The 12,844-nt window shown below is 52.4% G+C and carries 10 protein-coding genes; 5 read left to right on the top strand and 5 right to left on the bottom strand.

Annotated elements, in window-relative coordinates:
• Position 1: 1 nt before the first annotated feature.
• Positions 2-1,096 (top strand): translocation/assembly module TamB domain-containing protein, encoded by a 1,095-nt coding sequence (locus ABV298_RS18345; RefSeq protein WP_353717634.1) that lies wholly within the window; start codon positions 2-4, stop codon positions 1,094-1,096.
• Here the strand turns inward: ABV298_RS18345 and ABV298_RS18350 are convergent.
• On the bottom strand, positions 1,086-1,586 hold the full coding sequence (locus ABV298_RS18350) for an acyl-CoA thioesterase (RefSeq protein WP_353717635.1): 501 nt from the start codon (positions 1,584-1,586) through the stop codon (positions 1,086-1,088). The genes ABV298_RS18345 and ABV298_RS18350 overlap by 11 nt on opposite strands.
• A gap of 47 nt (positions 1,587-1,633) precedes the next feature.
• Complete coding sequence (locus ABV298_RS18355; RefSeq protein WP_353717636.1) at positions 1,634-2,026, bottom strand: hypothetical protein; 393 nt, start codon at positions 2,024-2,026, stop codon at positions 1,634-1,636.
• Between the two features lie 206 nt (positions 2,027-2,232).
• Between ABV298_RS18355 and ABV298_RS18360 the strand changes: the two genes are divergently transcribed.
• The 3 genes from ABV298_RS18360 (at position 2,233) to pafA (ABV298_RS18370) (ending at position 8,590) form a co-directional block, all read left to right on the top strand.
• Positions 2,233-5,043 carry a pitrilysin family protein gene (locus ABV298_RS18360; protein ID WP_353717637.1) on the top strand — a complete coding sequence of 937 codons (2,811 nt, stop codon included), beginning with the start codon at positions 2,233-2,235 and terminating at the stop codon, positions 5,041-5,043.
• A gap of 129 nt (positions 5,044-5,172) precedes the next feature.
• Positions 5,173-6,843: an alkaline phosphatase PafA gene (gene pafA / locus ABV298_RS18365; RefSeq protein WP_353717638.1), complete on the top strand. Its 1,671-nt coding sequence runs from the start codon at positions 5,173-5,175 to the stop codon at positions 6,841-6,843.
• A gap of 121 nt (positions 6,844-6,964) precedes the next feature.
• On the top strand, positions 6,965-8,590 hold the full coding sequence (gene pafA / locus ABV298_RS18370) for an alkaline phosphatase PafA (protein ID WP_353723209.1): 1,626 nt from the start codon (positions 6,965-6,967) through the stop codon (positions 8,588-8,590).
• A gap of 68 nt (positions 8,591-8,658) precedes the next feature.
• Here the strand turns inward: pafA (ABV298_RS18370) and ABV298_RS18375 are convergent, their stop codons facing one another.
• The 3 genes from ABV298_RS18375 to ABV298_RS18385 all read right to left on the bottom strand — a co-directional run bounded on the left by ABV298_RS18375 (position 8,659) and on the right by ABV298_RS18385 (position 11,304).
• A complete protein-coding gene (locus ABV298_RS18375) occupies positions 8,659-9,093 on the bottom strand; it encodes an NfeD family protein (RefSeq protein ID WP_353717639.1) in 435 nt (144 codons plus the stop codon).
• 1 nt (position 9,094) lies between these two features.
• The gene (locus ABV298_RS18380) at positions 9,095-10,009 is read right to left on the bottom strand and encodes a stomatin-like protein (RefSeq protein WP_353717640.1); all 915 of its coding nucleotides are present in this window, start codon (positions 10,007-10,009) and stop codon (positions 9,095-9,097) included.
• A gap of 131 nt (positions 10,010-10,140) precedes the next feature.
• The gene (locus tag ABV298_RS18385) at positions 10,141-11,304 is read right to left on the bottom strand and encodes an acyl-CoA dehydrogenase family protein (RefSeq protein ID WP_353717641.1); all 1,164 of its coding nucleotides are present in this window, start codon (positions 11,302-11,304) and stop codon (positions 10,141-10,143) included.
• Positions 11,305-11,516: 212 nt separating this feature from the next.
• On the opposite strand from ABV298_RS18385, the gene ABV298_RS18390 reads away from it, so the two are divergent.
• Positions 11,517-12,833: a UDP-glucose/GDP-mannose dehydrogenase family protein gene (locus tag ABV298_RS18390; RefSeq protein ID WP_353717642.1), complete on the top strand. Its 1,317-nt coding sequence runs from the start codon at positions 11,517-11,519 to the stop codon at positions 12,831-12,833.
• The last annotated feature ends 11 nt before the right edge of the window (positions 12,834-12,844 follow it).

The following is a 12,844-nucleotide window of genomic DNA, read 5'->3' on the forward strand; positions in this document are numbered from 1 at the left end:
AATGGATTTCAATTTTAACCTTACCCCCGATGCGACCTGCGAGATCATCTTCGACCGGCAGACCGGCGACGTCCTGCGCGGTAACGGCAGCGGTCGTCTTAATCTGAACATCGATACCCAGGGCGATTTCACGATGGCCGGTACCTACGAGATCGAGAAGGGCGAATATAACTTTACACTTCAGAATGTCATCAACAAGAAATTCAATATCAAACCGGGAAGCCGGATCGTATGGTCGGGCGACCCGTACGGTGCGCAGCTGGACGTAAAAGCCGGCTACACGCAAATGGTGTCACTCGCTGGCGTATTACCCAATACGAGCAATCTGGGCAACAATAACGGCGACGCGTTGTCGAGGAGATACCCTGTGGAGGTAACCATCGGCCTGTCGGAGCGATTGATGTCGCCAACGATCCGTTATGACCTTAAAATACTGGATAATCCGTCGCTGAGTGCTTATCGTGGCCAGTTGGAGGCATTTCAGAATAAATTGAAATCCGACGAGCAGGAATTGAGCCGACAGGTGAGCAGCTTGCTGGTGGTGAACCAGCTTCTGCCGGAAAGCAGCCTGGCGACCGTGGGTAGCCAGAATTTCCTTGGCAGCAGCATCAGCGAACTTGTGTCGAACCAGATCAGCCGCTGGGCGTCGGGGATCAATGAGAACCTGGAAGTGGGTGTTTCGGGCTTGTCACTCGACCAGAACGCCTGGAATAACCTTCAACTCCGGTTCTCGTATCGATTCCTGAACGACCGTTTCCGCGTCACGCGCGACGGGCGGTTTACATCGGGAACGCAGTCGCAAACCGGTGCTTCCCAATACGATGCCGCGAGTTTGCTGGGCGAATGGACATTGGAATACTGGCTGAACAGCAAAGGGTCGGTACGGGTGAAAGCCTACAACCGGAACATTCAGAACAGCCTGATGTTCAATACCGGCACCTTCACGACGGGTGGTGTGAGCATGCAGTTTACCCACAGCTTCAACCGCTTTACCCGTGCCCCGAAGCCGGGTGTGAAAATTCCCTTCCTGCCGCCGGACTCGTCGAAGCAGGATACCGTCAGAAAGCTGATCTCCGAAAAAGAATCTACGCGTTAGTCCCCTGAAGCAATTCCTGCTTGATGGCATGGATGCGGTCGTTGAAATGCAGGTTGGGGAAGTCGAGACCGGGAACGCAAGTAGCGACGAGATAGTCCATCACCTCCTGCGGATGCGGCACACGTTGTCCCGACGTAATGCTGATATGTTTCGAGGTAGTCCAGAGAACGGTTTTCAGTTCGGTACGCAGGTCGTTGGTCATGAAATACTCGGTCACCATGGTGTCTTCATTATAATAGATCACACGTGATGTGATGCGTACCCACTCGCTGATGCGCGCCGGGCGTACGTACGCGATCTGGTGCTGGTACACAACCCAGCTTGTCCGCAACTCACGGAACATCGCTTCGAAACTGAAACCATACAATTTGGAAACCTGGTCTTCCCGTACATTGAAGAAGTAATCAAAATATTTGGAGTTGTTCAGGTGCATCAGTGGATCGCAATCCTGGAAACGGATAATGACCCGCGATTCTGCTTCGACGGGCATGTCGGAAAGTTTGGCAGTAAACAGCATAGTTTGTTTCGTTAGAAGTGTTATTCCCCGCGGAACCGTACGGCCAGTCCGCTCAGCATGTAGCCTTCCTTGTTCACGCTTGTGTAGTACTTGTATTTGACGTTAATAATGGCGTCGGCACCGATTTTCTGCGCTTTCATCACCAGTTTTGCCGTGAGCAGCTCTTTGGTTTTGGCATCATTTCCACGATACATCATCCTTTTGTCGACGGTCTGGTCGGCCGTGAGGGAATCCTCGCTGCTGATCTCCACCACACCTATTTCGGAATAGGGGCGTTCCAGTGGCTGGTTATCGTACAGCACTTCGATGGGATACTTCGTATTGGATGAAATGGGGATGCCGCTGCCGGCGCAGGCCGATAGTATTATGGCAATGATGGAAAATAGAATCGGGGCATTATTGATCTTATTCATTTTCTCGAAAAGACTGACATAATTTAAACTGCGATACGCGGCAAAGAATTCCGTACGGGAATGCAGGCCCACGTACTACCGGTACATGCAGGACAGGACGTTTTGTTGCAACGTATATTATTTTGCCATTTGTCACCAATCCATTGCTAAATGTGATATTGTGCATTACATTCAGGGATTATAAATCTAAACTAATTGATTTTAATATGGTCATGAAATCTAAAAGAACAAATTTGTTCAGGCACGTTTCGCTGGCTGCAATGATGCTGGCCGCGATGCTTGCGATGCCGTCGGAAGCGCAGCAACTGCCGAAGGGCGTTACGAAAGTCACGTCCGTTGAAGGGATTACCGAATACAATCTCGAAAACGGCCTGAAAGTGCTTATGTTTCCGGACCCTTCGAAACCGACCATTACGGTAAACGTGACCTATCTCGTGGGCTCGCGTCATGAAGGTTATGGTGAAACCGGTATGGCCCACCTGCTCGAACACCTTGTATTCAAGGGCTCTCCGAAGCATACCAATATCCCGCAGGAACTCACGGAGCACGGTGCCCGCCCGAACGGGACCACCTGGTATGACCGAACCAACTACTTCGAAACATTTTCGGCAACCGAAGAAAACCTGAAATGGGCACTCGACCTGGAATCCGACCGGATGGTAAACTCTTTTATTGCCAAAAAGGATCTGGACAGCGAGTTTAGCGTGGTGCGGAACGAGTTCGAATCGGGCGAGAACAGTCCTTTCCGCGTTCTGATGGAGCGGGTAATTTCGACCGGTTTCCTGTGGCACAATTACGGCAAATCCACGATCGGTAACCGTTCCGACATCGAGCGCGTGCCTATTGAAAACCTGCAAGCCTTTTATAAAAAATATTATCAGCCGGATAATGCCGTACTCACCGTCGCGGGCAAGATCGACGAGGCGAAAACACTGGCGCTGGTTAACGAATATTTTGGAAAAATCCCGAAACCCACCCGCGTCCTTCCCAAATCCTACACCGTCGAACCCACGCAGGACGGCGAACGCTTTGTGGAGCTGAAACGTACCGGCGACGTACAAATGCTGATGGCCATGTATCACATCATGCCGGGCTCTCATGCCGACTATCCGGCGATGGAGGTGCTGACGGAGCTCCTGACCAGCGAACCTAACGGACGTTTGTACAAGAATCTGGTAGATACCAAAAAGGCTTCTTCGCAATTCGGTTTCAGTTTTCAGCTGTACGATCCGGGACTGGTTCTTTTCGGGGCGGAGATTTTGAAGGAAAAGTCACTTGACGAGGCCCGGAAAGCATTCGTCGCGACACTCGATTCGGCGGCGATCCTGAAACCTTCGAAGGAAGATGTGGAACGGGCCAAAACGACCCTTCTCAAAAACTGGGACCTCGAATTCCGGAATTCCGAAAGGGTGGGGCTGAGCATTAGCGAATCCATCGCTACCGGCGACTGGCGGCTGGCATTCCTTTTCCGCGACAATATCCGTAAGGTTACCCCCGAGGACGTTTTCCGCGTCGCCCAGTATTATTTCAAACCCTCGAACCGTACGCTCGGAACGTTCGTGCCCGAAGCCAACCCGGTAAGAGCGGAAATCCCCGAAGCCCCGAAAGTGGCCGATCTGTTAAAAGATTATAAGGGCGAGGCGGTGGTAGCGGAAGGCGAGGCCTTCGACCCGTCACCGGCCAATGTCGAAACCCGCACGACGCGTATTGAGAAGGCCAATACCGTCGAAACCGCATTACTGCCCAAAAAGACCCGTGGAAATGTCGTGGCGGCGCGTATTACCCTGCGCTACGGGGACGAAAAGAGTCTTGAGAATAAAGCAACGATTTCGGATCTGACCGGCTCGATGCTCGATAAAGGCACGAAAACCAAAACCCGCCAGCAAGTAAAGGACGAGTTCGATCGTTTGAAAGCCCGCGTAAGCTTTTTCGGCGCAGCTAACCAGGCCGGGGCCAGCATCGAAACAACGAAGGAAAACCTTCCGGCCGTAATGAAACTGGTTGCCGAAGTGCTGAAGACCCCTGCATTCGACGAAAATGAGTTTGAGAAGCTGAAACAGGAAGAACTTGCGGGTATCGAATCGCAGCGCAGCGAGCCGCAGGCGATCGCATTCAATCAGTACCGGCGCCTCGTTTCACCGTATCCTAAGAGCGATGTACGTTATGTAGGTACGTTCGATGAAGATGTGGAGAGCATTAAAGCCACGACAATCGACCAGATCCGTCAGTTTCACAAGGATTTTTACGGAGCTAACAACGCATCGGTGGCGGTTGTAGGGGATTTCGACAAAGACGCTATTCAGAAGATCGTGAATGACGAGTTCGGAAGCTGGAAGAGCGCCCGTCCGTTTACCCGCATCGCGTCGCCTTACCAGCCCGTAAAGGCGGAAAACAAATCGATCGAAACGCCGGATAAGGCCAATGCGATGTTCGTGGCAGGTATGAACATGCCGTTGCAGGATACCGACCCGGATTATCCCGCGCTGATTGTGGGCAACTATATGCTCGGCGGCGGTTTCCTGAACTCGCGCCTGGCTACACGCATCCGCCAGAAAGAAGGGCTGAGCTACGGTGTGGGCTCTCAGTTTTCGGCCAGCCCGCTGGATAAGAACGGTACATTTATGTCGTATGCGATTTACGCCCCGCAGAATGCCGAAAAACTGGAAGCGGCATTCAGGGAAGAAATCGAGAAGGTGATGAAAGAAGGGTTTACGGCCGATGAATTGAAGGCGGCGAAATCGGGTTACCTGCAATCGCGGCAGGTGGCGCGCTCACAGGATGCGTCGCTGGCGAACACCCTCACCAGCAACCTTTACCTGAACCGTACCATGCAATGGGATGCCGATTTCGAGAAGAAGATCGAGGCGCTGACGCCGGAGCAGATCAAAGCCGCATTTAACAAGCACATCGATTACAACAAACTCGTGATCATCAAGGCGGGGGACTTCGAGAAGGCTAAAAAAGGTGCTCAAACAGCAGGTGCCCCCGCCCAGCTTGGGGGAAGCGAGAAAAAGTAACATTAAAATAAAATTAAGATTCGGAAAACCGGGCGCGAAAAGCAGGCCGGTTTTCTGCTTTTAACGGTAGTACATCTTTATCTTTGCCGAGTATTATACAGAACTTTACTGCTGCTATTAGCTTCGCAAATGAAATTGAACTACCATCCGCTTCTCAGGGTTTTGTTCGCCGGGCTTGTCCTTAGCCATTCGGTTTTTAGTCAATCCAAAACTACCGCAGCAACCGCTTCCAAATTGGCAAGGCCCAAACTGGTGGTGGGTATGGTCGTTGACCAGATGCGCTACGACTACCTGTACCGCTATTATGACAAGTACAGGGAAGGTGGCCTGAAAAGGCTCATTAACGACGGTTTTAACTGCCGTAACAACCATTACCACTACGCGTTGACGGTGACGGCCGCGGGTCATTCGGCGGTTTATACCGGTTCCATGCCCGCTATTAACGGGATCGTCGGCAATGATTGGTATGACATCGCCCAAGGCAAAAATGTATATTGCACCGACGACAACACGGTTGCCACCGTAGGCAGCAGCAATGTCACGGTAGGTAAAATGTCGCCCAGAAACTTGCTTGTGACCACCGTAACCGACCAGTTGCGCATTGCGACCAATTTCCGCTCAAAAACGATCGGCGTCGCCATTAAAGACCGGGCATCCATTCTGCCGGCGGGGCACGCTGCCTCCGGCGCTTACTGGTTCGATTCCAAAACCGGGAATTTTGTGACCAGTACTTATTATATGAACGCGCTGCCACAATGGGTTACCGATTACAACAATAGCAAAAAGCCCGCCGAATACATGGGTAAGGGTTGGAACACCCTGTTCCCTGTTGAACAATACACTCAAAGCTCCCCGGACGATGTACCGTGGGAAGGCAAACTGTCGAATGCGACTAAACCTGTATTTCCGCACGACCTGACGGGCAATGCGGGCGATGCGTACGGTCCTCTGACAACCTCGCCGTGGGGCAACACCATCACCAAGGAAATGGCTATTGCGGCTATCAAAGGAGAGAACCTCGGTAAAGGTGCCGAAACAGACTTCCTGGCAGTGAGTTTCTCTTCTCCCGATCGCATCGGCCACATGTTTGGACCCAACTCGGTGGAACAGGAGGACGACTACCTGAAACTCGACATGGAATTTGCCGATTTCTTTAATTTCCTCGACGGCTGGGTTGGTAAAGGCAACTACACCGTGTTCCTCACTGCGGATCACGGCGCTATGGATGTGCCGGCATTCTGGCAGGAACATAAATTGCCCGCCGGGCTGATGAGCGCCACCACGCTCACGCGCACGATCGTGAAGACTTTGAACGACGCATTTGGAGAAGCCGAATATGTGACTGCATTCGAAAATTACCAGCTGTACCTCAACAAGGCGATCCTGAAAGAGAAGAAAATCAGTGTTGCGGATGTTTATCAGATATTGCGCGACGCATTGCTGGCAGTCGATGGCGTAGCGGATGTGATTAACCTACGGGATATGGGAAAAGCGCCTTTGAACACCTATCAACTGGAGTTGTTCAAAAACAATATCAATGCCAAACGCAGCGGCGATTTGCAGGTGCTGCTGCAACCGGGCTGGTTCGCGTCGACGATGAGCACCGGCACCGACCACGGCACTCCCTACAACTATGATACGCACGTGCCGTTCCTGCTGTATGGCTGGGGCATCGACAAGGGCGAGACGCTTCGCCGCACGTCCATTGCCGACATCGCACCGACCATTTCGGCATTGCTGCACATTTTGCCGCCGAGCGGCAATGTGGGCAATCCGGTGCAGGAAGCATTGAAAAAGTAATCCGAAAGAAGAATATCCGCTGCGGGCCATGCCGGCTTCGGACCGTATCGGGCTCCGCAGTTTTTTGTTTTATCTAAATCCCTTAACTGTGAGAAAATTATCTTGCTGGGTGCTGGCAGCAATGGCTACTACGGCCGTTTACGCACAAGCTCCCAAGAAGGCCGCCCCCGCAAAGGCCCCGACCATTGCCCGTCCCAAACTTGTTGTCGGTATTGTAGTAGACCAGATGCGCTACGACTATTTGTACCGCTATTACGACCAGTACACCGAGGGCGGTTTCAAACGAATGATGAACGAGGGCTTCAACTGCCGCAACAACCATTACAGCTACGCGCTGACCGTCACGGCGGCGGGGCATGCTTCGGCCTACACAGGCTCGGTCCCTGCGATTAACGGCATCGTCGGAAACGAATGGTATGACCCCATCGCAAAGCAGGATGTTTACTGTGTCGAAGACAGCACCGCCCGAACAATAGGCAGCAATAACACCGCGGTAGGTAAAATGTCGCCCCGAAACCTGCTGGTTAGCACCATTACCGATCAGCTGCGCATCGCGACGAACTTCCGTTCCAAAACGATCGGCGTGGCGATCAAGGACCGCGGATCGATCCTCCCGGCAGGCCATGCAGCCAATGCGGCCTATTGGTTTGATTCCAAGACCGGTAACTGGGTTAGCAGCTCCTATTATATGGACGACCTGCCGCAGTGGGCGAAGGATTATAATGCGAAGAAAATGCCCGCCGAATATGCGAAGAAGGGCTGGGATTTGCTGCTGAGCGCGGATGCTTACACGCAAAGTTCGCCCGACGACGTGCCGTGGGAAGGCAAGTTGCCGGGTGCCAAAAAGCCGGTGTTCCCTTATGAGCTGATGGGAATGGCGGGAGATGCATACGGTATCGTGACCGACACGCCCTGGGGCAACACCATTACCAGGGAAATGGCGATCGAGGCGATTAAAGGCGAGCAGCTTGGAAAAGGCAAGGATACCGATTTTATCGCGATCAGCTTTTCCTCGACTGACAAGATCGGCCACCGCGTCGGGCCGAATTCGGTGGAGCAGCAGGACGATTTCCTGCGTCTGGACCGCGAGTTTGCGGATTTGTTCAACTTCCTCGATGGCTGGGTAGGAAAAGGTCAGTATACGGTCTTTCTGACGGCCGACCATGGGGTAGTGGACGTGCCCGGTTTTGCGAAGGAGCATAAACTGCCCGCCGGGCTCGTCGACCGCAAACTGCTTACAAATGCCGTTACCGACGCGCTGAACGAAGCTTTCGGAAAGGATAAGTATGTGATAGCCACGGATAACAACCAGCTGTATTTTGACCACGCGCTTTTGAGGAAGAAGAACATTACCATTGCAGCGGTCCATAGCGTCGTACGCGATGCGGCATTGACGGTCCCCGGTATTGCCGACGTGCTCGATCTCTCCGATATGGGCAAAGCGCCGTTGAATACCTACCAACTGGAACTGTACAAAAACAATGTGAATGCAAAACGCAGTGGCGATTTGCAGGTAATCTCCCAGCCTGGCTGGTTTTATGGTAATTCAACCGGTACTTCGCACGGTACACCTTATAACTACGACACCCAGGTGCCTTTTCTGATGTTTGGATGGGGCGTTAACAAAGGAGAGACTGTAAAGAGAACTTCCGTTTGCGACATCGCACCGACTATCGCGGCACTGCTTCACATTCTGCCCGGCAGCGGCAACATCGGGCATCCGGTGGAGGAAGCACTGAAAAAGTAGTATTGGAACAAATACAAAAGCCGTGAGCACGATCCGAATGTGCTCACGGCTTTTTGTATGAAGATATTTCAGGATTCTTCCACAATCAGGACAATGCCTTCCGTTTTTTTGATTACTACCTTGCTGCCGGCGGGAATGTTCTGATGATTTTCCGAAACGGCTTTCCATTCGGCACCGCGGTAATAGATTCTCCCTTCGCCATTGCCGGGAATATCCCGGATTACCATGGCTGTTTCACCGGTAAATTCACTGTATTCCGCAGTCGAACGGCGTTCGAGAAGGTTACGGGCATGTTTTCGGAGCAAGAGCAGCGAAACCAGCGAGATAGCCGAGAATGCCAATATCTGGCTCTCGACGCCCGGCAGCAAACCGATGGAGGTAAGGAGGGAAGTCAGCAATGCGCCTACCGCGAAGAAGATAAATACGAGCAGGACGCTGACCAGTTCTGCCAGCAGCATCAACAGCCCGACGATGAGCCAAATCTGTGGTAAGGTCAGATCCATGCTAGTGCTTCGTTTCGGATGATTTGACAACGGTTAAGGCGGTCGCGATGAGCGAGCCCATATCGGCGAGGTTGGCCGGGAGAATCAACGTGTTGCCGGCTTTGGCCAGTTTACCAAACTGCTCCACATAGTTTTCCGCCACTTTCAATTGCACGGCTTCCGAGCCGCCTTCTTCCCGGATAGCCTGCGCAACAAGCCTGATACTTTCCGCGGTCGCTTCTGCGACCGATTTCAATGCCGCAGCCTCGCCTTCCGCTTCATTGATCTGCCGCAAGCGGATACCTTCCGATTCCAGGACCACTTTCTGCTTTTGTCCCTCGGCAACATTGATAGCCGCCTGTTTTTCACCATCCGATTGCAGGATCACCGCGCGGCGTTCGCGCTCGGCCTGCATCTGTTTTTCCATCGCATTCAACACGCTTTGGGGCGGGGTAATGTTCTTGATTTCATAACGGAGCACTTTCACGCCCCAGCCGGTGGCCGCCTCGTCGATGGATTCTACCACGGCACGGTTGATGGTCATACGTTCCTCGAATGTCTTGTCCAGGTCGAGTTTACCGATTTCGCTCCGCATGGTGGTTTGCGCCAGCTGAATTACAGCAAATGTGTAGTCGGAAATACCGTATGCGGCCTTCCGGGGATCGATCACCTGAATGAATATGACGCCGTCCATGCGTACCTGCACGTTGTCGCGCGTAATACAGATCTGCTCGGGGATATCGACAGCCGCTTCTTTAAGCGTGTACTTGTAGGCAATCCGGTCGAAAAAGGGAATGATGAAATTGACGCCCGGTTGCAGGACGGCGTAGAATTTTCCCAGACGTTCCAGAATGTAAGCACTTTGCTGGGGGACGACTTTAACGGTCATCAAGATGGTAAGCACCACCAGTACGAGTAGAACAATGAAAGGGGTCATAACAAGTCGGTTTAAGGTCTATGGCGAAAATAGCCATAACCCGTCTTGCTTCCTATTCTCCGTGGACCAACGCGACGGAAAACTTGCTTATCGGTTCGACAATGGGATAGGTGGTTTATTATGAAATGTGATTATTTTAATATTTCTTTTGATATAACCATTTTCTGTATTTCGCTCGTACCTTCGCCGATCGTGCAGAGCTTGCTATCGCGATAGAATTTCTCCACGGGATAATCCTTTACAAAACCGTAGCCTCCGAAAATCTGCACCGCTTCATTGGAAACGCGGACAGCCGTTTCGGACGAATGGTATTTCGCAACCGAGCTCGCGAGCGTTACCCGGTCGCCCGCGTCTTTCAGCGCGGCCGCATGAAATGTGAGCAATGAGGATGCCTGCACGTCGGTATACATATCGGCGAGCTTGAATGCGATGGCCTGGAAATCGCAGATCGCTTTTCCGAACTGTTTGCGCTCCTTGGAATAGGCCAACGCAGCTTCGTAGGCACCCCAGGCGGTGCCTACGCCCAGTGCCGCAATGGAAATGCGGCCGCCGTCGAGCACTTTGAGGGACTGAATAAACCCGTCGCCGATTTCGCCGAGTCTCTGGCTGTCGGGAATGCGGCAGTCCTGAAACAGCAGTTCAACAGTTTCGGAAGCGCGCATACCGAGCTTGTCTTCCTTGCGGCCGGCGCTGAAACCGGGCGTGTCGGCGTCCAGGATAAATGCAGTAGCGCCGTGCTTGTTGCCGGGTTCGCCCGTTCTTGTCATGACCACCAATACATCGGCGCTTTTACCATTGGTAATGAAGTTCTTGGATCCGTTAATCACCCAGTCGTCACCATCCCTGACGGCCACGGTACGCATATTGCCGGCGTCGGACCCCGTATTGGGTTCGGTGAGCCCCCATGCGCCTACCAGTGTGCCTGTGGCCAGGCCCGGCAGGTATTTCTGATGCTGTTCGGCGTTACCGAACATGTATATATGATTGGTACAAAGTGAATTATGTGCCGCCATGGACAATGCTACCGACGGGTCCACCCTGGCCAGTTCGATAATGGCCGTGACGTATTCGCGATAGCCCAGGCCGGCACCGCCGAGGCTTTCGGGAACGAGCATGCCCATGAGCCCCAGCTCGCCCATGGCTTTGAAAAGTTCTTTTGGAAAGTGCTGCTGCTCGTCCCAGGTGCGGATGTGTGGCTTAATGTGCAATGCCGCGAAATCCCGGACGGTTTCTTTGATGAGGTTGCAGGTCTCGTCGGAGGGGTATTTGGCTATATCCTTATCTCGTGTGTCCATAGGTGTTGATGATTTATATTTGCGTGATTACCCAATGATAGTGAGAATGTGACAAAATCGCTAGCCACTAACGAACAAATCCAAATGGCGAAGGTGAAGATTCGTTTAAAAAAATTACTTTTGCAACCGTCCTAACGCACTGGACTTAGTTAAGTACAATTCCCGGAATTTTACTGACAAGTGCCGAAACAGCTATATATAATTAACCGTTTATGAAAATTGCAGTAGTAGGAACAGGATACGTTGGTTTGGTGACAGGCACCTGCTTTGCCGAGACAGGCAACCAGGTGACTTGCGTCGATATCGATGTCAGAAAGGTGGAACGCCTTCAAAAAGGAGAAATACCCATTTACGAGCCGGGCCTCGACGTGCTTTTCGACCGCAACGTGGCGGAAGGGCGCTTGTTATTTACTACCAGCCTGGCCGAAGGGATCAAGGATGCGCAGGTGATTTTCCTTGCATTACCAACGCCTCCGGGCGAAGACGGCTCCGCCGATCTTAAATATATCCTCAAAGTAGCCGACGACCTGGGGCCGCTCCTGGATCAATATGCGGTGGTCGTCGACAAAAGCACAGTGCCGGTTGGGACAGCCGAAAAAGTACAGGCGGCGATTGCGAAAAACGCCAAAGTGGATTTCGACGTGGTATCGAACCCCGAGTTCCTTCGCGAAGGCGTCGCTGTGGAAGATTTTATGAAGCCGGACCGCGTGGTAGTCGGTACTACCTCGGAAAAAGCCAAAAAGGTAATGGAGAAATTGTACGCTCCGCTGGTACGCCAGGGCAACCCGGTTATCTTCATGGACGAACGGTCCGCCGAAATGACCAAATACGCGGCGAACTCGTTCCTGGCGATGAAAATCACTTTCATGAACGAAATAGCTAACCTTTGCGAAAAAGTTGGTGCCAATGTGGACGATATTCGCCGGGGCATCGGGACCGACAGCCGCATCGGCAAGCGCTTCCTGTTCGCCGGTATCGGATATGGCGGTAGCTGTTTTCCAAAGGACGTACAGGCATTGGCAAAAACTTCCGCGGACTACGACTATGATTTTCGCATTCTCAAATCGGTGATGGACGTAAACTACGACCAGAAGAAGAAATTGCTCCCGATGGTGGAAGGCTATTTCCCCGATGGCTTGAAAGGAAAGACCATCGCGGTCTGGGGATTGGCTTTCAAACCTTATACCGACGATATTCGCGAAGCGCCGGCATTGGAAAACATCGAAGCATTGCTGGCCGCGGGGGCGAAAGTGACCGCTTACGACCCCGAAGCGATGAACAACGTGAAGGCATTGCTGGGCGACAAGGTCACTTTTTGCCATACACCTTACGCGGCGCTCGACGACGCGGATGCGTTGATGATTTTTACCGAATGGCCGCAGTTCCGTACGCCGGAATTTGAAAAAATGGGTAAACTGCTGAAAAACAAAGTGATTTTCGATGGCAGAAACCTGTACGAACTCGATCAGATGCGCGAAATGGGTTATACCTATTACAGCATCGGTCGCGAGAAGGTATTGCCGGCCTGATCATAAATTAG

This window comes from Dyadobacter sp. 676, assembly GCF_040448675.1.
GTDB lineage: Bacteria > Bacteroidota > Bacteroidia > Cytophagales > Spirosomataceae > Dyadobacter.

Coding starts and splice junctions, on each gene's coding strand:
- ABV298_RS18385 (WP_353717641.1), bottom strand. CDS start 11,304: ATGGACACACGAGATAAGGATATAGCCAAATACCCCTCCGACGAGACC.
- ABV298_RS18345 (WP_353717634.1), top strand. CDS start 2: ATGGATTTCAATTTTAACCTTACCCCCGATGCGACCTGCGAGATCATC.
- ABV298_RS18375 (WP_353717639.1), bottom strand. CDS start 9,093: ATGGATCTGACCTTACCACAGATTTGGCTCATCGTCGGGCTGTTGATG.
- pafA (WP_353723209.1), top strand. CDS start 6,965: ATGGCTACTACGGCCGTTTACGCACAAGCTCCCAAGAAGGCCGCCCCC.
- pafA (WP_353717638.1), top strand. CDS start 5,173: ATGAAATTGAACTACCATCCGCTTCTCAGGGTTTTGTTCGCCGGGCTT.
- ABV298_RS18355 (WP_353717636.1), bottom strand. CDS start 2,026: ATGAATAAGATCAATAATGCCCCGATTCTATTTTCCATCATTGCCATA.
- ABV298_RS18350 (WP_353717635.1), bottom strand. CDS start 1,586: ATGCCCGTCGAAGCAGAATCGCGGGTCATTATCCGTTTCCAGGATTGC.
- ABV298_RS18380 (WP_353717640.1), bottom strand. CDS start 10,009: ATGACCCCTTTCATTGTTCTACTCGTACTGGTGGTGCTTACCATCTTG.
- ABV298_RS18360 (WP_353717637.1), top strand. CDS start 2,233: ATGGTCATGAAATCTAAAAGAACAAATTTGTTCAGGCACGTTTCGCTG.
- ABV298_RS18390 (WP_353717642.1), top strand. CDS start 11,517: ATGAAAATTGCAGTAGTAGGAACAGGATACGTTGGTTTGGTGACAGGC.